Below are 19,316 nucleotides of genomic sequence, written 5' to 3'. Positions count from 1 at the left end.
GCCCGGCGTCCGCGCGCTTGGCCCCTCACGACACCGCGCGCCCTTCGTGCCGGGACACCAGCACATCGCACGAGGACCTCGCCAGCACCCGCTCCGCCAGCGAGACGCCGCACCCCTCGGCCTGCCCCGAGCCCGCCAGTGCCAGCAGGTCCGTGCCCAGCTCCGCCGCGTGCGCCAGGATGCTCTCGCCCGGCTCGCCTCCGCGCAGCCGGGCCTCCAATTCGCGCCCCGTCTCCCGGTACGGAGCCAGGAAGCGGGCGAGCGCCACCCTCGCGGCGTCCTCCCGCTCCCGCTGCAACACCAGGAAGCGCTCCGGTGACGCCCCCCGCGCGCGCAGCGCCGCCTCGTCCGCGCGGGTGTCCACCACGTGCAACACCTCCACCAGCGTCAGGGGACACAACCTCAGCGTCAGCTCCAGCGCCCTGCGGGACTCGCGCGAGAAGTCCACCGCGACCAGCGGGCTCGCGTACGGCCGCGCCGGATGCGGCAACACCGTCAGCACCGACGTGTCCAACCGCCGCACCATCCGTCGCACCGTCGAGCGCTCACCCAGCTCCCGTCCCGGCACCGTCACGTGCGTGCCGCCCAGCACCACCAGCTCCGCGCCCTGCTCGCGCGCCACCGCCACCGCGGCGTCCACCGCGTCTCCCCGGCGCAGCTCCTCGTGCACCGTCACGTCCTGCCGCTGCCTCAACCGCCGCGCCACCGCGCTCACCGCCTTGCGCAGACACCGCTCCCCCGCCACGATTCCCGCGGGCGAGCCCTCCAGCGGAGGCCCCGCGTGCATCACCGTGAAGGTGGCTCCCATGCCCAGCGGAAGCCGCAGCGCCCGGGCCAGCGCCAGCTCGGAGCGCAGCGAGAAGTCCGTCGCCACCACCAGGCGTGTCATGCCCCTCGGGCCCCGGGAGGGCCCGGGTGACAACAATGGAATGTCCAGCCGGGTCAGCTCGTGCTGCCTCATCGCGAGACCCTCCTTTCGTCTGTCCCTACTTCTTTAGTGTCGGCGCCGTGGGGCGGTGACACGACATCCCATGCACCTGACGCGACCTGGGCGAGCCGTTGCTCGTCGGTCCGCCGCCGTGACGCGGCGATGTCCAAGTCCTCGCTCCGAAGATTCAGGCCCTCGCGCCCAGATGCCACCCGTGCCGCGGGGACGCCGCGTGCCCGAGCAGACGACAGAGCCCCCCGGTCCTCGCGTGCACCGCTCCCTCTGCCGCCTGGATGACGCGCGCTCGCCGCGTGGCCCGGCGCTTCACTCGGGTGACAGCCGCGCCGTCCCGACTCAGACCTGGGTGAGGGTGGAGCACGACACCTCGTCGCGCGAGGCGAGACGTCACGAAGGGAGGCAGGGGCTCAAGCCCCCGCTGCGCGCGGGAAGGAGAAGTGCGTCGCACGGTGGACGGCCTCCCTGAAAAAACTCCAGGCGTCTGGCGTCCGTATCTCACGTGAGTCGTAAGGGACATGCACCCCGGCACGAAGATTGGCCCGCTTGGCACGTCCGAGGAGCGACAGAGCGACTCCTGCGGGCCGCGAGGAGCGCGGCCGAGGCTTTGCAGATGGGGTGCTACGGCAGCGCGGTGGGTGGCGGGTCGGACGGGATGCTGAAGAAGGGGGAGGGCCAATGCGCGGGGTCATCACCGGCAGAGAGGTGGTCACCAATCTGGGTCTCATCTACCGAGAGTTCGGCGCGGGCTGTGTGCTGCGCTGCTTGTGGGTGATGCTCAGTGGGAAGACCACGACGTTTCTTGAAGTGGCGTGTCCACCCGCAGCGAAGCGCTAGGGCGGACACAACGGCGACGGGTCGCGAGGGCATGCCCCGCGACCCCGCCGTGGCAATCATCGTCTTCGCGGTACCGGACTAGGGCTCATCGCGGCGAGGCTTGTCGTCGTCCACCGCGTCCCGGACCGCACGCTTGGCGTCCTCGACCTTCTCCTTGGCGTGGCCCTTCGCCGTGTCGACCTTGCCCTCGGCCTCCAGCGAGCGGTCGCCCGTCGCGGCGCCCACGGTCTCCTTGATCTTGCCCTTGGCCTTGTCGATCAACTCACCCATGACGCATCTCCTCTGGCTTTGAGCTCCTGAGAGCCGTTGTGGTGAGAGTGTGAACACGCGCCGGGTGGCATGCAGGCGGCGCGACGACGCTCGCCTGCCCTGGGAGCATCAAACGGCGGAGGCGCATCGGCCCGCCCGGGAGCCCACTTCGCCAAGCAACGGGCGGTCCCCTCGTTGATGTAGGTGCCGGTGTCAGCCTCCTGCCTCGTACGCGCCAGGAGCTCCGCGTGGAGCGGCCCACGCGCCACCCGCGCCTCGGAGCAGGGGGTGGTAATCCCATAATTTTCCTTGAATTGCCTGACATGCAGACAGACAGGAGGTAGGGTCCCGCGCCGGTGCTGACGACCATGCAGACACGCTGCCTGGTTGGAATCCTTCTCTCAGGCTGAAACGGGACATTGACGCAAGGCGCGCCGGCCCGCACGCTGAGGTCACTGCCACCCCGGAGTCACTGCTTCCCGATGTCTACTCCTCCGCTTCCGACCCCTGGCGCGCTGTTCCGGCGGATGTACCTGCTGCGGTCCCTCATCACGACGGTGGCCTTCTGTCCGGCCCTCTACGTGGACATGCAATTGCTCTCACTGGAAGGACCGCGCGCGACGCGCATCCTCCTGGGAGTCATCACTCCGCTGGTGTTGGGGTTGTGCGCGGTGGCGCAGCCGGTGCTTGTGATTCCGTGGCTCCTGAAGCGCGCCATGGCCTCGCAGGGGAAGCTGCGCGTGGAGCGGCTGATCCGCATCCCTTCGACGCTGGCGTTCGGCGAGTCGATGGTGTCGTGGTTCATTGGTGGGGTGCTCTTCAACGGCGGCGTGGCGTTGCTGTTGGACAGGCCCATGTCGGTGGTGCCGGTGGGCGTGGCGGTGGCGGTGAGCGCGGGGCTGTTCAGCAGCCCGCTCCTGTACATGCTCTATGAGCAGATGCTGATGCCCACCGTGCTGGAGGCATACCAGCGCGCGCCGAGTGCCCGGCCCGCGGGCGAGGGCTTCGCGCCGAGGCAGCTGTGGCTGCTTCCGGCCACCGTCGTGTCCGCGCTGCTTGTCACATGTCTGACGAGCATCGTCACCCTGCACCTGAGGCTGGAGCGGGAGATGGGCGCGCTGGCGGCCGACATCGAGTCACGAGGACAGGCCGCGTCGGCCGACCGCGTGCGCGCCACCGTGGCGCCGCTGCAGCGCGACCTGGTGCTGCCGGTCATCATGTTCGGCGGTTATGCCGCGCTGGGTTCCATCCTCACGGCGGCGTGGGCCGCGCGCAGGCTCGCCAAGGGCTCGCGGGCGGTCGGTGCATCGCTGGAGGCGTTGGTGGAAGGCCGCGCCGCGCCGCCGCGCTGGGTGTCCACGGACGAGTTGGGCGACCTGGCGGCGACGACGTGGCAGCTCTATCAGCGGCTGCAGGAGCTGCCTCGTTCGCTGCGCTCGTCGGCCGGGGACCTGGCCCAGGCGGGCAACCGGTTGTCGGAGGCCAGCAGCCAGCAGAACCAGACGTTGTCGCGACAGGCCGCGGCGCTGCATCAGGCGCGAGCCACCGCGCAGGAAATCCAGCAGGCGTCGCATGTGGCGGCCTCGCGCGCCACCAGCATCCTCCAGGTCGCCGAGCGCGCCGCCGCCGTGGGCCGGCTGGGCGAGGAGTCCCTGCTCGGCACCGAGAAGGGCCTCGCCTCCATCCGCGAAATCGCCGACGGGCTGCATGAGCAGATGCAGGACCTGGGGCAGCGCGCCCGCGAGGTGGGGCGCGTGTCGGAAGTGGTGAAGGCGCTGGCGGACCAGTCGCACATGCTGGCCATCAACGCGGCCATTGAAGCCACGCGCGCGGGTGAGCACGGCAAGGGCTTTGGCGTGGTGGCGCGGCAGATGCGCGAGCTGGCGGACCAGTCCGTCCAGGCCACCAATCAGGTGCGCGGCCTGTTGGAGACGATGGCCTCGGCCGCAACCCAGGCGACGGAGATGACGGACCGGGGCGCCGCGGGTGTGGAGACGGCGCTGACGCCGCTGCGCACCAGTGGTGAGCGGCTGCGCGAGCTGGCCACGCTGTCCCGCGAGTCCGCGTCCGCCGTGCGACAGATCGCCGAGGCGGTGGCCCAGCAGCACCAGGGCGTGGACCAGCTCTTCGCCGCCGTGCGCGAGCTGGACGAACTCACGACGGACACACTGCGCCACCTGGACACCACGCAGCAGGCCGCCGTCGCCGTCACGCATGCGACGGGACAGGTGTCCCAGCTCGCGCAGCGCTACGTCTGAAGCAGCGTCGCTTCCTCCGCTGACACCGGAGGCTCGGGCGCGAGCCTCCGTCCTGTGCGCGGCGCTACGTCTGAGCCCGCGCCTGCTCCTCCGCTGACACCGGAGGCTCGGGCGCGAGGTGCCCATCCAACGTCAGCACCGGAGCGCGCAGCAGCACCATCAACTGTCCCGCGAGCACACCCAGGCGAGAGAGCCGCTCACGAGGCTCCGCGCTGCCCTCCTCGAAGCTGGCCGCATCCAGGTATGTCAGCTGAACCTCCGCGCGGCCATGGAGCGCTCCCACCCGCGCGTCGAGCGCGGCCAGTCGCGCGAGCAGCGCCTCCAGGAAGTCCGTGGCCCGCGTCAGCGTCGCCGCGCAGTCCTCCAGACACCGCACACGCGCCTCCACCGTGTCCGGCGCGGGTGATGCGGCCCAGGGCGCTGCGGCATGGAACAGCGACATCCCATCCAACACCACCGGCACCGCGTCCTCCTGCAACCAGCCCCGCTCCAACCACTCGAGCACCGGCACCAGCTCCAGCGGCGCCGTCGCCCCTGAACCGAACAGCGGCCACGCACGCCGCGCCGCTCGCGACACGGGCTCGGCGGGCAGCGCCTCCAACGCGGCCAGGGCCTCGGCCGGGAGGACGTCCTCCCGCCTCGCATGCTCCCACCGCTCCAGGCGCGCCAGCAGCCCACGCAGCGGCTCCACCACCTCCGCCTTCGCCTTCACCTGCCGCTCGCCCAGCGAGGCCATCCCCGCGCGCACGCGCAGCCGGGTCGACTTGAGCGAGCCCAACGCCACCGCGTGCCGCTCACGAGCCGCCCGGACCTCCGGCGGCTCCGGCGCCCCCACGAGGCCCTCATCCAGGACCCGCTTCACGCCGAGCCCCAGCGCCGTCAGCACCAGGCCACCCACCGCCAACGGGATGAAGAAGGGCATACGCTCGCGACCTCCACGGACAGGGTGACAGCTTCGCATCCGTCACGCCCCCACGCGAGGGACCCCCTCCGTTCGCATGGAGGGGAAGGAAGCTCAGCCAGCGCGCGCCCGGGGCGCCTGCATCGACGACGGGCCCGCCGCCTCCCGCGTCGCGTCGTCCAACGGCGGCACGTACGGCCAACCCGGCAGCGGCCCCTGGCCCGCCTCGCGGTTGAGGTAGTCCGCGGCGATGTTGGCGCTCTCCATGATGGTGAGCAGCCCGCTGCCCGGATGCGTGCCCCCACCCACCCAGAACAAGCCCTCCACGTCCGGACTCTTCACCCGGGGCCGCAGCGGCCCCAATTGCATCCATGTATGAGAGAGATTGAAGACCGCGCCCCGGAACACGTTGAAGTCATCCCGCCAGGTCTCCGCCGTGAAGTAGCGCTCCTCGCGAATGTGCTCACGCACGCCCTTCAACCCCACCTTCGCGAGCATGTCTGGAATGCGCTCGCGCAACGTGGCCTCCGTCTTCGCCCAGTCCACGGGCCGCGCCGTGTTGGGCGTGGGCACGAGCACGTAGAGCGTGGAGTGCCCCTTCGGCGCGCCGGACGGGTCCGTCACACACGGGTTGCACACGTAGAAGGGCGGGTCGTCCACGTCGACGCTCCGGTCCTCCAGCGCGTCCCGGTCCGTGCGCCGCGCCGCCTCCGAGAGATAGATGAGGTGGTGCGGCAGGTCCTCGTAGCGCGTGTCCAGCCCGTAGTACGCCATGAACGTGCTGCACGAGTACTTCGCCTTCTCCAGCGCCGCGTCCGTCAGCCGCGAGCCCTCGCGCGCCTCGGCGGGCACCAGCTTCGTCGCCGCGTACGGCAGGTCCGCGTTCATCACCACCGCGTCCGCGTCCAGCACCTCGCCCCCCACCAGCGTCACGCCCACCACGCGCCCCGCCTCCACGCGCACGCGCTCCACCGGCGCGCCCATGCGGAACGTCGCGCCCAAATCTTGCGCGCACCGCATCATCCCTCGCGCCAGCTCGCGGAAGCCGCCGTCGACGTGCCACACACCGAACGCCAGCTCCAGGAAGGGAATCACGCTGAACACCGACGAACACGTCGTCGGGTGCAGACCCAGGTACTTCGACGGATACGCCAGCGCGTACGTCAGCCGGTCGTCATGGAAGAACGAGTCCAGGTGCCGGTACAGCGTCTGCCAGGGCTTGAAGCGCAGCGTGGGCGCCAGACGCCAGGGGGCGTAGTAACCCAGGCTTCCCGCGTGCGTGCAGATGAACTTCTCGTACGCGACGCCGTACTTCTCCTTCCCTTCCGCCAACCACCGGCGCATCGCCGCGGCCTGCTCCGGACCGAAGCGGGCGACCTCCGCCTCCATGCGCTCCGGGTGTCGGCTGGTGTCCAGGTGGGTGCCATCCCAGAAGTGCACCCGCGTGTTGACGTCCAGGGGGACCAGCTTCACGTAGTCCGCCAACCGCCGGCCCGCCCGCTCGAAGATGCGCTCCAACACACCGGGGAGCTGGAGGATGGAAGGACCAGTATCGAGCGAATACTCGCCCTGCGGTCCGAGCGTCAGGCCCTTCATCCGCCCGCCGGGCACCGGGTCCTTCTCCACCACCGTGACTCGAAAGCCCTGGCCGGCCAGGTTGATGGCGGCGGACAGCCCACCCGGTCCCGCTCCCACGACGATGACGTGACGCACCATGGCTCCTAGAATGCCCTGAGCGAGCAGCCGTTGCAGTGTCCGTGGTGCGAACGGGCGGGCGGGGATTGTGTTTCGGCCCCGGACGTTTCTCCTGGAGGACACGCGCGGGTGGGGACGGCTTGAAGGGGGCCGCCGCGCACTCGAAGCTCGCGTCGTCGTTCTCCCGGCCCCTTCCCCGGCAACCTCCCTCCGGTCCTGCTCCCGCGAAGCCGTGTCGCCCCCCCTCCTCTCCCACCTGCGCCGCAACGCGGCCGCGTATGGCGCCCTGCTGACGGGGCTGCTCATCACCGCGGGGGCCACGGCCTACGTCCAGCGCGGCGTGGACCTGCGCCGGGAGCAGCTCTTCGAGAACGCCGTCACCGACGGCAGCGTGGCGCTCCTGCAACGCATGGACATGTACCAGGCCATGTTGCTGGGCACGCGCGGGGTGTTCAGCGGCAGCCAGGAGGTGGAGCGGCGGGAGTTCCGCGCGTACACCGCGAGCCTGGAGGCCCGGCGGCGTTTTCCTGGCATCCAGAGCATCGGCTTCGCCCAGTGGCTTCGCGAGGAGGACCTTCCACGGCACGAGGCCGAGGTGCGCGCCGAGGGCTTTCCCGACTATCGCGTCCGTCCCCGCATCGTGCGGCAGGACCACGCCGTCATCACCATGGTGGAGCCCTTCGACGGGAACAACGCGCGCGCGTTCGGCTTCGACATCACGTCCGAGCCCGTGCGTCACGCGGCCCTCCAGCGCGCGCTGGAGACAGGCCTGCCCGCGGCCTCCGGCAAGGTGAGGCTGGTGTCGGAGCCGAAGAGCGCACCGGACCGACAGGTGGGCTTCCTGCTCTACGTGCCGCTCTACGAGGAGCCCGAGCCCTCGACCCCCGAAGCACGCCGCGCCCAGATTCAGGGCTTCGTGTTCGGCGCCTTCCGCATGAGGGACCTGGTGGAGGGCCTGCGCTTCCCCGGCTTCCAGTCCACCATCGACCTGACCATCTACGACGGGGCGGGCACCCGCGCGACGGACCTGCTCTACACCTCGCGCTCCGAGCAGACCCCGAAGGGGCGCGGCCTGCTGCGTGAGCAGCTCACCGTGCTGGTGGCGGGAACCCCCTGGACGCTGGTCTTCACCACGCGGCCCGCCTTCTTCGAGGGGACGCGCTCCAGTCACCCGGCCACGGTGGCGGGCGGTGGGCTGCTGATGTCGCTGCTGGTGTTCCTCGTCACGCGCGCCCAGGTGAACGCGAGGGCCAGCGCGGAGCGTGCCAGCGCCGAGCAGCGACGACTGGCGAGCGAGGCCCGAGCGGCGGTGCGGGTGCGCGACGAGTTCCTCAGCGTCGCCGCGCACGAACTGCGCACGCCGCTAACGTCCCTGAAGCTCCAGCTCCAGCTCCTCTTCCGACAGCTCCACCAGGGCGAGCCCGTGGACACGTTGCGCCTGGAGCGCGGCGTGGAGACCTGCGAGCGGCAGACGACCCGACTCACCAAGCTGGTGGACAGCCTGCTGGACGTGTCACGGCTGTCGAGCGGCAAGATGGAGCTCCAGTTGGAGTCGCTGGAGCTGGGAGAGCTGGTGCGCGAGCTGGTGCGCCGCTTCGAGGCGGAGGCGCAGACGATGAACGTGCGCCTGGACGTGGACACGTCCGAGCCGGTGACGGGCCGGTGGGACCGGCTGCGGCTGGAGCAGGTCATCACCAATCTATTGTCCAACGCGCTCAAATACGGACACGGCGCGCCGGTGGACGTGCGCGTGCTCGGGGACAAGGCAGAGGCCCGGCTGGAGGTGAGGGACCGGGGCATCGGCATCGCGCCCGAGGACGCGGCGCGCGTGTTCGACCGCTTCGAGCGCGCGGTGTCCAGCCGCCATTACGGCGGCCTGGGCCTGGGGCTGTTCATCACCCGCCAGCTCGTCGAGGCACATGGCGGACGCATCTTCCTGGAGAGCCACCCGGGTCAGGGCACGACCTTCATCGTCGTGTTGCCTCGCACCGGACCTGTCTCCGGGACACAGATGCCACCCCCGCCCCCGACGGAGCCTACCGGGCCGCTCGCACCCTGAGCGGGAGCCGAGCCCGACGAGAGGACACGTCCCCCGCCGGGCTCGTGCCACCTGTCAGAGGCGCGCGAACCGGGTGTTACTCGTACGTCGGCAGACAGCGGCTGCCGACCGCCGTATACGGCTGCCAGACACAGCGCTGCGAGCCCGTCCTACAGGCCTCCTGCGTCTTGAACTGCGCGCAGAAACATTCCCAGGCATTGGCGCTGGAGCAGAGCTCCTGCTCCGTCCCGGAGACAGCCTCCGGCTCGGTTCCAGCGGACTCGACACCACCACCACACGCGGACAGACCCAGGAGCGAAAACAACACGACCAAGCGACGCATGATGTGAACTCCAGCGCGATGAGGGCGCAGCCACCCTCGGTGAGCTGGACCTTGCCTCAGGCATCAGAGGGGTGTCCAGGATTACAAGGAAATAAGAATTTCCCAGCAACGACAGTGCCTCGTGAGAGGCACCGATTCCTAGACACCAACGGACGACAGGTGGCGCAAGGTGGAGGGTGGCGCGGCGCTACCAGGCGTAGTCCTCGGGCGCGGGACGGTGCCCCGGGAAGATTTCATCCAGCCGGGCCAGGGCCTTGTCATCGAGCTTCACCTCGAGCGCTCGGAGCGCCGCGTCGAGCTGCCCCGCGGTGCGGGGTCCGATGATGGGCGCGGTGACGGCGGGTTGGTGCAGCAGCCACGCCAGCGAAACGTCACCCGGCTCGTGTCCCAGCTCGGCGGCGAGACTCTCGTAGCGTTCGATTCGCTCGCGATTCTTCTGGAGGGCTTCCTGCGCGCGGCCCTCCAGCCGGCGCTTGCCCTCGCGTTCCTTCTTCAGCACGCCGCCGAGCAGACCGCCCTGGAGCGGAGACCACGGCAGGATGCCGACGCCGTAGTGCTGAGCGGCGGGCAGCACCTCCAGCTCCACGGTGCGCGCCATCAGGTTGTAGAGGGACTGCTCGCTCACCAGCCCCATGAAGTCGCGTCGCGCGGCGGCGGCCTGGGCCTGGGCGATGTGCCAGCCCGCGAAGTTGCTGCTGCCGACATAGAGCACCTTGCCCTGGGCGACGGCGACCTCCATCGCCTGCCAGATTTCCTCCCACGGCGTGGCGCGGTCCACGTGGTGGAACTGGTACAGGTCGACGTAGTCGGTGCGCAGCCGCTTGAGGCTGGCGTCCAGCGCGCGGCGGATGTTGAGCGCGGACAGCTTGCCCTCATTGGGCCACTCCCCCATGGGGCCATAGAGCTTGGTGGCGAGCACGGTGCGCTCGCGCCGACGGCCGCCCTGCGCGAACCAGTTGCCGATGATCTGCTCGGTGCGGCCCTTGTTCTCGCCCCAACCGTAGACATTGGCCGTGTCGAAGAAGTTGATTCCCCGCTCCAGCGCGGAGTCCATGATGGCGTGCGCGTCAGGCTCCTCGGTGGTCCAGCCGAAGTTCATCGTGCCCAGGCACAGCCGACTGACAGAGAGCCCCGAGCGCCCCAGGTTCGTGTACTTCATGTCGACTCCCTCGCGGCCGGATGGAAGGACGCTGCACGTTGGGGAACGGTCCGGCCGGATGCCGTTCGAGCGCGCCACAGTGACGACTTGCATCCAGTGCGTCGAGTCCGAACAGGACCACCGTTCAATCCCTGCCCTTCGACCCGGACTCTCGCAGGGGGCGTCACGAGCGTCGGGGGCCACGGGCTCAGCGCAGCGCCACCGACGTCATTCGCGACACGATTCGCAGACAGGCCTTGAGGGCGGGGCCTGGGGGCGTGGGAGCGCGGGCAATCACCAGGTCCACATGGCGGGGAGCTCCCGCGACGGCGCGGTAGACAGCGCCCTCGCGCGAGAAGGTGCGGACCGACTCCGGGAGGATGGCGCACCCGAGCCCGGCCGCCACCAGGCTCACCATGGTGAACCACTCCACCGCTTCGGTGACGAACGTGGGCGTAAACCCCGCCTCCAGGCACATGCCCATCATCGCGTCATGCAGCGACGGCGCCGTGTCCCGCGCGAAGCCGATGAAGGGCTCATCCGCGAGCTGCTCCAGCGGCACCCGCGCGCGGCGCGCCAGCCGATGACGCGACGGCAGAACCAGCACGAGCGGCTCCCGGCGCAGCGTGTCGACGCGAACCCCTGGCGCGATGACGGGCCCGCGCACGAAGGCAACGTCGAGCTGTCCCAGCCGGACCTCCTCCAGGAGCGTCACGCTGTCCGCCTCGCGCAGCATGAGGTGCACATCCGGGTGCTCGGCCCGCAGGCCGCGCAGGACGTCCGGCACCAGGGCGAACGCGGCCGGATTGACGAACCCGACGCGCAGCAAGGACTGCTGCTCCCTGGCGGTGCGCTGGGCAGCCTCCGCCGCATGGGACAGGTGGACGAGCGCTCGCCTTCCCGCTTCGAGCAGCGTCCTGCCCGCCGGGGTCAGCTCGACGCGCCGCCGGTCCCGCTTCAGGAGCTGACAGCCCAGCTCCTCCTCCAGGCGGCGAATCTGCTGGCTCAGCGCGGGCTGGGCCAGACGCAGGCGCTCCGCGGCCTTGCGGAAGTGCAGCGTCTCCGCGACCGCGATGAAACACGTGAGGCGACGGGCATCGAGTGTGGGTGAGATCACTTCGCTATCACAGGCCTGGATTTCGGTATTGGACGCGAGGCGGGGAGCTGACTTCTAACGGAGCCCATGTCCTCGAGCATCATGGCCTTCCTGGCATCGCTGTCACTCGCCATTTCGGGCGTGCCCCGGTTCGAGCCCGCACCCTGCCCCGCCACCGTGGAAGCCGGGGAGCGCATCGACTGTGGGTTCCTGGTGGTTCCGGAGAATCGGAGCAAGGCGGAAAGCCGCTCCATCCGGCTGCCGGTGATGCGTCTGCGAAGCCGCGCCGAGCACCCGGCGAAGGACCCGCTGCTCTTCATGCCGGGCGGCCCCGGGGTCAGCTCCGTGGCCCGGCTGCGCTCCGGGAAGAAAAACCTCCTGCTCGACGAGCGCGACCTCATCGTCCTCGAGCAGCGCGGCGTGAAGATGGCCCAGCCGGCGCTGGAGTGCCCCGAAATCAACACGCTCAAGGGAGAGATGGCGGCGGGCCGGCTGCGCGGTGCCAGTGCCCAGAACGCGCTGACGAAGGCGGCGGGCCGCTGCCGCGCGACGTTGACGGCGTCCGGGGTCGACCTGGACGGGTACACGACGACGGCGACGGCGGATGACATCGAGGATTTGCGCAAGGTCCTCGGCTACGAGACGTGGAACCTCCAGGGCCTCTCCTACAGCACGCGGTTGATGCTCACCGTGCTGCGCAGACATCCGGCGGGAGTGCGCTCGGTCATCCTGGATTCGGTGCTGCCGCCCGAGGTGAACTTCGACGAGGTCGCCGCGGTGAACCTGCTGCGCTCGCTCGACCTGGTGTTCGACGGGTGCGCCATCGACCGTGAGTGCTCCGCCGCGCATCCCGACTTGCGCAAGCGCTTCGCCCAGCTCGTCGCCACCGCCGAGCGCAAGCCCTTGCCGCTCGTCTTGAAGGAGTCCGCTACGGGAGGTCGGCCGGTGGAGGTGCGTGGGGCGCAGGTCGTCGAGGCCCTCTATTCGGCGCTGCATGACCCCGAGCGGATTCCCCTCCTCCCGCGCATCATCAGCCGGGCGGCGGCGGGCGATTACTCGGAGCTGACGCCGCTGGTGGAGGACAGCCTGGGTCCGTCGACGATGAGCTGGGGGCTGCGGCTGTCCGTCTGGTGCTCGGAGGAGACTCCGTTCGAGGACCCGAAGCGCATCGCTGCGCAGCGCTCAACGGCCCTGGGGCTGGGCGGGGTGGATGAAGGGACGGCGTCCGTGGAGACGTGCCGGGTGTGGAACGTGGCGCCGGTGCCCGCGGAGGAGAACACTCCGGTGAAGAGCGACGTGCCGACGCTCATCTTCGCGGGGGAGTTCGACCCGGACACGCCGCCTGACTGGGGACGGCAGTTGCTCGAGTCCATGCCACAGGCCCGCTACGTCGAGCTGCGGGGCTACAGCCATGGCGCGTCGTTCAATCGCTGCGGAGGACACGTCACCATGGCCTTCCTCCGCGACCCCAAGGGGCCACTGCCCCTGGACTGCGTCCTCCAGCTTCGCGGCGCGGACTTCGGCAAGAGCGCAGCGGCCCCTTGAGGCGCCGTTGCGTCGGAGGCGCTAACCTCTGGAGGCATGACGACCAGGACACCCCCGTTCCGAGGGAGCATGAGCCACAAGCCTTCCGAGAGCCTCCGTCGCGATATCGAGCGGTGGCTGAAGGAGTTCCTGCTCAATCCCACGGAGCCCGCTGACCAGCGCGAGCTTGCCCGCGAACTCGGCGGACTGCCCCTGTATGCCGACATGGGCGGCCTGGTCGTTCTTCGCCCAGACGGCACGGTGTTGACGTACGACTGGGAGGACTCCAAGTCCGAAGCGACTGATGACGTGTGGAAGGTGGTCGCACTCACCACGAGCCGCGAGAAGTATCCCCGACTGCGGGAGCTGTTGCCCGAGCGCACCGTGAGCGCGCTCGACTGCGCGGCCTGCACGGGGACGGGGTCCATCCTCCGCACCGCGACGTGCTGGAAATGTCTGGGCCTCGGCTGGCACGAGCCAGAGGCCGTTGGCGTCGCGGGTTGAAGGAGCCTCGCCGGAAGCCGGCGTCACTCCATCAAGCCACGTGAGATGCGCGACGAACGCGCCGCTGCACGAAGTGGGTGAGCAGCAACACCACGCCCCACCACACCAGCCCCCAGACAAGGACGACCGCGACCCAGCCGAGCACCGATGGTCCGGCCCAGCCGCCCGACGGCTCCTGCGACAAGACTGGGAGCCCCAGGGCACGCAGGGGCATCAGCGGCAGGTAGACGGAGCCGGCCAGCGCGGGCGCAATCGACGCCGGGACGAAGACAATCGCGAGGAAGTGCAGCGCCATCATCGCGCCCCAAGCCACCCATCGAATCAGCATTGCGTCACAGCCTCTGGTGACCGGGCCCATGAGTCAAGGGCAGCCTCAGGGCACGGCGAAGGCACGCAGGTGCGTCCACTCGTCCTTCACCGTCGCGGCCAACATCGCCTCCTGCAGCGAAGGGAGAGGCCACGCGTCGAGTTCGAGACTCCTCGAGACGCGCGCGACCTCCCGTCCCTCTTCGAGCGCCAGCGCCGCTTGGGTGAGTCGCTCGGAGTCAATGAGCAGCATGGCCCCCTCCCTCATCGTGTTCAGCCCCACCAGGCGCTCGACGAGCGTCGACTCGGCCGCCATGCGCTCACCCAGGGACCACAGCACCCGCCCCAGCCGCATGCGGTGGTCAGCGGAGAGCCCCTCGCCGGAGGCCTTGACGACCTTGGAGATCAAATTGGGCCCGTCAATCACCAGCTCACTCACCGTCACCATGAAGGCGCCATTCTCGGGGTGAGCCACCCCCGCTGACCTCAAGAGCCGCTCCGCTTGCGCGTACATCGACACGGTGGACGTGGGCCGGAAGTCGGGCAGGGCCGCGATGCGCTCCAGTTCGCGGAGCTCTTCGTCGGTGAACGGCGCATCGGCCACGCGAGGCTCCAGCAAGAGCAGGAGGGAGCGCTGCATGTCCGTCGGCGCATCCTCCGCGAAGCGACGGAGTCGTGACCGCAACAGGTCGCGCTGCTCCCCAACCAGGACATCGCGCTGGAAGAACGCCAGGGCGGCCAGCAGCAATCCAGGGTCCTTGACCTCCTCCAGATGCGCGAACAGCCAGCGCCGCGACTCCGCATCAAGCTCGTCGCCGGCGAGCGCGAGCACCAGCCGGACCTCCGCGCTGTTCGTCCGCCCCCAGGCTCCAGCCAGCAGTGCCTTCGCCTTCTCCAGGAGATCACCCATCCCGTCGAACAGGTCGCGGTCCTGGAACCCCGGACGACCCGCCTTCCTCCACGCCCACAAGAATGAGTCGCGCCAGTCCTCTGTCGGGTGGGTACCGCGCCTCTCGATGAGCACTTCGAGGACCGGTGCTTCGAGACTCGCGGGCGCCGATGCGCGCAGGCGCTTCACCATCCCCGTGGCCTCCTTCAGCGAGCCCCGCTCCAGGAAGACACAGGCCTGGACGAAGAGGGCCTTCGCGTCCGTGGGCGCATCTGCGAGGGCTTCGTCGAGTTGCCGCTGCGCGGTGTCGAAGTCCTTCCGCTCCGTGGCCTCGACAGCGCGCGCCACTCGCACGGAGTGCTGCTCCGGATGGGACACCAGCAAGGGAGTGGCCTGAGAATGCATACCGCCCGTGGTGGTGGAACATGCGGCGACGAACAGGAGCAGAAAGGAACGCGCGAAAGACATGGGCGCTCCGAGCGTACCCGAAGTCATCGTGGAGCCCCGCCCCTGCCCTGGCGGCACGCGGGTGGTGCATTTCTTCCAAGCGCTCGCGGCCCGTTCAGGGTGGAATCCGCGTCCAACATCCTGGAGGCCACACCCCATGTCGTCGACCGCTTCACCGCTCGCAGCCCCCGAACCGTGGGACCTCGTCGCGCCCGAGTACGTGCGCGAGCTGCTCCCCGTGTTCGAGAACTTCGCCCGGGACGCCCTCTCTCGCATGGCCGTCGGCCCGGGCTCGCGCGTGGTGGATGTGGCGGCGGGTCCCGGCACCCTCTCCCTGCTCGCGGCGCGACAGGGCGCCCGCGTGACGGCGGTGGACTTCGCCCCCCAGATGCTCTCCGCGCTGCGTGAGCGCGCCACCGCGGAAGGGCTCGACATCGAAGCGCTCGCGGGCGACGGCATGGCCCTGCCCCTGCCCGACCAGGCATTCGACACCGCCTTCTCCCTCTTCGGCCTGATGTTCTTCCCGGACCGCCCGCGCGGCTTCCGCGAGCTGCACCGCGTGCTCGTCCCAGGCGGCCGCGCCATCGTGTCCAGCTGGCTGCCCTTGGAGCACTCCCCCGCGATGAACACCGTCTATCAAAGCTTCGCGGAGCTGATGACAGGCGGCGGCGGTGGCGGTGGCGCGCCTCGGGACGGCATGATGCCCCTATCGGATCGGGAGACGTGTCTGCGCGAGATGGCCTCGGCTGGCTTTGACGAGGTCGCCGTGTACGAGACGACGGCCCGCGCCGAATACCCATCCACCGCCGCCATGGTGGACTCCATGATTCGCGCGAGCGCCCCCGTCGTCCTGGCGCGCAAGGCCCTGGGTGAGAAGTGGCCCTCCATCCAGCAGGCCCTGCTGGAGAAGGTCTCCACCGTCCTGGGCCCGGGACCCCAGGTCGGCCTCTTCAATGCCTACCTCACCACGGGCATCCGCCATCCGTCCGCGGCGTCCAAGAACAGACACCCCACCGCCGACAAGCGTTGACCGAAAGACAGTCCCGCCACTTTTCCCGGCCCCTGGAGCCCGGAACGCCCGATTGTGACCTTTCCTCTCTCCGGAACGTCTGCGATGGCATTGCGGCTCCGGAGACAGCGTGGGGACCTACCGCATCGTGAAGAAGCTGGCCGCGGGCGGTATGGCCGAGGTCTTCCTGGGCAAGGTGGTGGGCGCCGAGGGCTTCGAGAAGCCTGTCGCCGTCAAGCGCATCCTCCCCTCCTTCGTGCAGGACGCGGCCTTCGTCGACCTGTTCCTGCGCGAAGCCAAGCTCTCCGTCTCGCTTCAGCACGGCAATGTCTTGCAGGTGCTGGACCTGGGCTCCAGCGCTGGCCAGTACTACATGGTGATGGAGTTCGTGGACGGGGAGAACCTGGGCGCGCTGCTCAAGGCGGCGCGCAGGCGACAAGTCCCGTTGGGGATTCGCGAAATCTGCTTCATCGCCCAGCAGGTGGCGGACGGCCTCGCGTATGCCCATGGCTGCACGGACTCCAGCGGCGCCCCGCTCAACATCATCCACCGCGACGTCAATCCCTCCAACGTCATGGTCTCCAGCAACGGAGGCGTGAAGCTGGCCGACTTCGGCATCGCCAAGGTCGCGGACGAGGGACACCAGGAGACGCAGGTCGGCGTGCTCAAGGGCAAAATCAACTACCTGTCCCCCGAGCAGGTCCACGGTCGTCCCGTGGACCAGCGCAGCGACATCTTCCTGCTGGGCCTGCTGCTCTACGAGATGCTCGCCGGACGCCGCCTCTTCGAGGGGACCACGCCTCACATCATCCACGCGCTGGGCAACTTCGACGAGCGCGCCCTGGAGCCCCTGCCCGGCGTCCCCGCGCCGCTGTGGGCCCTGCTCCTGCGCGCACTCGCCGCCCAACCCGCCGCGCGATTTCCCGTGGCCCGTGAGTTCTCCGAGTCCATCCAGAACTTCCTCTTCGACCACCGCCTGCGCGTGAGCGCCTCCGACATCGCCAGCCTCTTCGGCCGCGCCTTTCCAGACTGGCGCTCGCCCCTGGCGGACCTGGCCAGTGTCCCCGGAGAGGAGATTCGCCTGGAGGGTGCGGACTTTCCGCGCACGCGCACCCCTCCCGGAAGGGAGACCCGACGTCCCCCTCCGGGCCCGCCGCCCATGCTGCGTCCCGTGACGCCGCCCCCCAACGGGATGGGAGTCACAGCGGTGGCTCGCCCTCCCACCGCGAGTCCTCCAGCGCTGGGAATCGAGCCCCCCACACGACTGGCCCCCGCGCCATTCCCGCCCGGCCCCCGCGCGGCCCGGACACGCCAGCAATTGGGCGCCATCCTGCTGACGCGCGGCATGCTCACGCCCCACGTCCTGGATGAAGCCCTGGCGCTCCAGAAACGCAAGGGCGGCAGGCTGGGCCAGTTGCTCGTCCACGAGCGCTGGCTGGAGCCCGAGAACCTCGTGCGCGCGCTGTCCGAGCAGTCCGGCCTGCCACACATCACCGACGAGAAGCTCCAAGCCCTGCCAGTGCCCAGGGAGCTCATCCAACAGATTCCCCGCGAGCTGTGCGAGCGGTTGTGCGCCGTCCCCGTGGGACTGCGCGGACGCGAGCTGTTCTGCGCGGTGCAGGACCCTCGGGACGTGCAGGTCACCGACGCGCTCAAGTTCTCCACGCGCGCCGTCGCCGTCCAGGGGCTGTTCGCCACGGAGCAGGCCATCCGCAAGGCCATCCAACGCTTCTACACCGAGGAGGAGCCCCGCCCCCGGGAGCGCGTCCCCATTGAGCTGGAGGATGAGCCCGACGTCGGCGGGCACGCGCGCGTGCTCCAGTTCGCGGAGCAGTTCACCGGCCGCGCGGTGCTCGACGAGCGCACCTTCACGCCGACCGAGTCACCGGACACCAGGACTCCCGTCTCCATGGAGACCGCGAGCCGGGTGACGCCGCCCCGGAGCGACGTGCGCGCGCGCATGGTGTTGCTGGTGGCGGAGCCCTCCGAGCCTCGCGAGGCCGTGGTGCGACTGCTGTTGATGCAGGGCCTGGCGGCGGCGACCAGTCCCTCGGCCGATGCCGGACGCGCGCTCGCGCTCGGGGGCTATGACCTGGTGCTCGTGCTCGAGGACTCGGTGACGGACGCCGCCGGTCTCGCGCAGAAGCTGCGCGCCGCGCATCCCCAGGTGGAGGTGCGCCTGCTGCCTTCCTACAGCGCGGCGTTGATGGGCGAGGGCGGACCGCTGGCGCGGCTCGCCGAGACGCAGGCCCGACTGCTGGATGGAATGCTGTCGATGCTCGGCGGCAGCGCGACGCTGGCGCCCTTCCTGACGAAGCTGGCGCGACGCATCGCGGTGAGGCTGGGCGCCGGGCGCGTGGACGAGGCCGTGCTCGGCACCGCGGCCTGCGCCCTGGCCCTGGCCGCGCGACTGGAGGAGCCGCGCCGCTTCACGCTGCCCTCGCGCGCTCGCGCCCTGGTGCTCGCGAGCAGCGGCATGCCCGAGGTGACCGAGCTGCTGGTCGCCGTGCTGCCGGAAGGCGAGGAGCGCGCTCCGCCCGTGGGACGCGCGGCGGGGGCCCTGCTGGGCGCGGCGCGCTTCGTCCAGGAGGTCCAGAGCGCGCAGCCGACACCGGCCAGGGCGGCCCAGGCGCTCCAGGCGCTTCGCCAGGACGCGCGCCTGCCCATCCCCGTCCTGGAGGCGCTCACCACGGAGCTGGAGGCCAGCGCGCTGGCTGACCAGACGGCGCCCCGGGTGGTGGTGGCCGAGACGGACGGCGCCAATGCGATGACGCTGCAGATCCGCCTCATGGCGGAGGGCTTCAGCACCGTGCGCGCCCGGACGCGCGCGGACGTGGAGAAGGCCGTGGGCGCCGGCGCGCAGGCGGCCATCCTGGCCAACCCGTTGCCGGATGGAGACCTGCACTCGCTCCTGCAAGCGCTCCGGAAGAACCCGGCCACCGAGGACCTTCCCGTCTACCTCATCGTCGACAAGGAAGACGCCAGCGTGTTCACCGCCAGCCTGGAGGCCGGGGCCGATGACGTCCTGGTCCGCTCCGCCAGTCCCGAGGTGCTCATCGCCAAGCTGCGCCGGGGCATCCAACAGCGGCAAGGTGCCCGCCGAGGCGCGAGGACCGCGCAGTGAGGGCTCCCCGGACCT

General features: G+C 70.1%; 15 protein-coding genes. 6 read left to right on the top strand and 9 right to left on the bottom strand.

Annotated features, from left to right (window positions below; translation table 11 throughout):
• Nucleotides 1-25: 25 nt before the first annotated feature.
• Nucleotides 26-961 carry a universal stress protein gene (locus HUA76_RS10350; protein ID WP_174460744.1) on the bottom strand — a complete coding sequence of 312 codons (936 nt, stop codon included), beginning with the start codon at nt 959-961 and terminating at the stop codon, nt 26-28.
• 897 nt (nt 962-1,858) lie between these two features.
• Complete coding sequence (locus HUA76_RS10345) at nt 1,859-2,050, bottom strand: CsbD family protein (RefSeq protein WP_141643332.1); 192 nt, start codon at nt 2,048-2,050, stop codon at nt 1,859-1,861.
• A 461-nt stretch (nt 2,051-2,511) separates the two neighbouring features.
• Between HUA76_RS10345 and HUA76_RS10340 the strand changes: the two genes are divergently transcribed.
• Nucleotides 2,512-4,287, top strand: a complete 1,776-nt coding sequence (locus HUA76_RS10340; RefSeq protein ID WP_141643331.1) for a methyl-accepting chemotaxis protein — start codon at nt 2,512-2,514, stop codon at nt 4,285-4,287.
• 64 nt (nt 4,288-4,351) lie between these two features.
• Here the strand turns inward: HUA76_RS10340 and HUA76_RS10335 are convergent, their stop codons facing one another.
• Together HUA76_RS10335 and HUA76_RS10330 are read right to left on the bottom strand one after the other, a co-directional pair.
• Entirely contained in the window at nt 4,352-5,209 is an 858-nt protein-coding gene (locus tag HUA76_RS10335) for a hypothetical protein (protein ID WP_174460743.1), read from the bottom strand.
• A gap of 93 nt (nt 5,210-5,302) precedes the next feature.
• Nucleotides 5,303-6,904, bottom strand: coding sequence for an NAD(P)/FAD-dependent oxidoreductase (locus HUA76_RS10330; protein ID WP_174460742.1), 1,602 nt, complete (start codon nt 6,902-6,904; stop codon nt 5,303-5,305).
• Between the two features lie 211 nt (nt 6,905-7,115).
• Between HUA76_RS10330 and HUA76_RS10325 the strand changes: the two genes are divergently transcribed.
• The gene (locus HUA76_RS10325; RefSeq protein WP_174460741.1) at nt 7,116-8,942 is read left to right on the top strand and encodes a CHASE domain-containing protein; all 1,827 of its coding nucleotides are present in this window, start codon (nt 7,116-7,118) and stop codon (nt 8,940-8,942) included.
• Between the two features lie 76 nt (nt 8,943-9,018).
• Here the strand turns inward: HUA76_RS10325 and HUA76_RS10320 are convergent, their stop codons facing one another.
• The 3 genes from HUA76_RS10320 to HUA76_RS10310 all read right to left on the bottom strand — a co-directional run bounded on the left by HUA76_RS10320 (nt 9,019) and on the right by HUA76_RS10310 (nt 11,519).
• On the bottom strand, nt 9,019-9,264 hold the full coding sequence (locus tag HUA76_RS10320) for a hypothetical protein (RefSeq protein ID WP_141643326.1): 246 nt from the start codon (nt 9,262-9,264) through the stop codon (nt 9,019-9,021).
• A gap of 187 nt (nt 9,265-9,451) precedes the next feature.
• A complete protein-coding gene (locus HUA76_RS10315; protein ID WP_174453941.1) occupies nt 9,452-10,423 on the bottom strand; it encodes an aldo/keto reductase in 972 nt (323 codons plus the stop codon).
• Nucleotides 10,424-10,610: 187 nt separating this feature from the next.
• Entirely contained in the window at nt 10,611-11,519 is a 909-nt protein-coding gene (locus HUA76_RS10310) for a LysR family transcriptional regulator (RefSeq protein WP_174453940.1), read from the bottom strand.
• A 66-nt stretch (nt 11,520-11,585) separates the two neighbouring features.
• Between HUA76_RS10310 and HUA76_RS10305 the strand changes: the two genes are divergently transcribed.
• Nucleotides 11,586-13,043: an alpha/beta fold hydrolase gene (locus HUA76_RS10305; protein WP_174460740.1), complete on the top strand. Its 1,458-nt coding sequence runs from the start codon at nt 11,586-11,588 to the stop codon at nt 13,041-13,043.
• A 69-nt stretch (nt 13,044-13,112) separates the two neighbouring features.
• Nucleotides 13,113-13,526: a hypothetical protein gene (locus HUA76_RS10300; protein ID WP_174460739.1), complete on the top strand. Its 414-nt coding sequence runs from the start codon at nt 13,113-13,115 to the stop codon at nt 13,524-13,526.
• Between the two features lie 31 nt (nt 13,527-13,557).
• Here the strand turns inward: HUA76_RS10300 and HUA76_RS10295 are convergent, their stop codons facing one another.
• Together HUA76_RS10295 and HUA76_RS10290 are read right to left on the bottom strand one after the other, a co-directional pair.
• Nucleotides 13,558-13,854: a hypothetical protein gene (locus HUA76_RS10295; RefSeq protein ID WP_141643321.1), complete on the bottom strand. Its 297-nt coding sequence runs from the start codon at nt 13,852-13,854 to the stop codon at nt 13,558-13,560.
• 45 nt (nt 13,855-13,899) lie between these two features.
• Nucleotides 13,900-15,189 (bottom strand): M48 family metallopeptidase, encoded by a 1,290-nt coding sequence (locus tag HUA76_RS10290; protein WP_174460738.1) that lies wholly within the window; start codon nt 15,187-15,189, stop codon nt 13,900-13,902.
• A 136-nt stretch (nt 15,190-15,325) separates the two neighbouring features.
• On the opposite strand from HUA76_RS10290, the gene HUA76_RS10285 reads away from it, so the two are divergent.
• Nucleotides 15,326-16,198 (top strand): class I SAM-dependent methyltransferase, encoded by an 873-nt coding sequence (locus HUA76_RS10285; RefSeq protein WP_174460737.1) that lies wholly within the window; start codon nt 15,326-15,328, stop codon nt 16,196-16,198.
• A gap of 109 nt (nt 16,199-16,307) precedes the next feature.
• A complete protein-coding gene (locus HUA76_RS10280; RefSeq protein ID WP_174460736.1) occupies nt 16,308-19,301 on the top strand; it encodes a protein kinase in 2,994 nt (997 codons plus the stop codon).
• The last annotated feature ends 15 nt before the right edge of the window (nt 19,302-19,316 follow it).

The organism is Myxococcus sp. CA056 (assembly GCF_013336715.1).
Lineage (GTDB): Bacteria > Myxococcota > Myxococcia > Myxococcales > Myxococcaceae > Myxococcus > Myxococcus llanfairpwllgwyngyllgogerychwyrndrobwllllantysiliogogogochensis.
Note: the sequence above shows the minus strand (reverse complement) of the source record. Positions and strands in the feature narration are given on the sequence as shown.

Excerpts from the sequence above, each read along its gene's own strand:
- HUA76_RS10350 (WP_174460744.1), bottom strand. The coding sequence starts at position 961 with ATGAGGCAGCACGAGCTGACCCGGCTGGACATTCCATTGTTGTCACCC.
- HUA76_RS10345 (WP_141643332.1), bottom strand. The coding sequence starts at position 2,050 with ATGGGTGAGTTGATCGACAAGGCCAAGGGCAAGATCAAGGAGACCGTG.
- HUA76_RS10340 (WP_141643331.1), top strand. The coding sequence starts at position 2,512 with ATGTCTACTCCTCCGCTTCCGACCCCTGGCGCGCTGTTCCGGCGGATG.
- HUA76_RS10335 (WP_174460743.1), bottom strand. The coding sequence starts at position 5,209 with ATGCCCTTCTTCATCCCGTTGGCGGTGGGTGGCCTGGTGCTGACGGCG.
- HUA76_RS10330 (WP_174460742.1), bottom strand. The coding sequence starts at position 6,904 with ATGGTGCGTCACGTCATCGTCGTGGGAGCGGGACCGGGTGGGCTGTCC.
- HUA76_RS10320 (WP_141643326.1), bottom strand. The coding sequence starts at position 9,264 with ATGCGTCGCTTGGTCGTGTTGTTTTCGCTCCTGGGTCTGTCCGCGTGT.
- HUA76_RS10315 (WP_174453941.1), bottom strand. The coding sequence starts at position 10,423 with ATGAAGTACACGAACCTGGGGCGCTCGGGGCTCTCTGTCAGTCGGCTG.
- HUA76_RS10305 (WP_174460740.1), top strand. The coding sequence starts at position 11,586 with ATGTCCTCGAGCATCATGGCCTTCCTGGCATCGCTGTCACTCGCCATT.
- HUA76_RS10300 (WP_174460739.1), top strand. The coding sequence starts at position 13,113 with ATGAGCCACAAGCCTTCCGAGAGCCTCCGTCGCGATATCGAGCGGTGG.
- HUA76_RS10295 (WP_141643321.1), bottom strand. The coding sequence starts at position 13,854 with ATGCTGATTCGATGGGTGGCTTGGGGCGCGATGATGGCGCTGCACTTC.
- HUA76_RS10290 (WP_174460738.1), bottom strand. The coding sequence starts at position 15,189 with ATGTCTTTCGCGCGTTCCTTTCTGCTCCTGTTCGTCGCCGCATGTTCC.
- HUA76_RS10285 (WP_174460737.1), top strand. The coding sequence starts at position 15,326 with ATGTCGTCGACCGCTTCACCGCTCGCAGCCCCCGAACCGTGGGACCTC.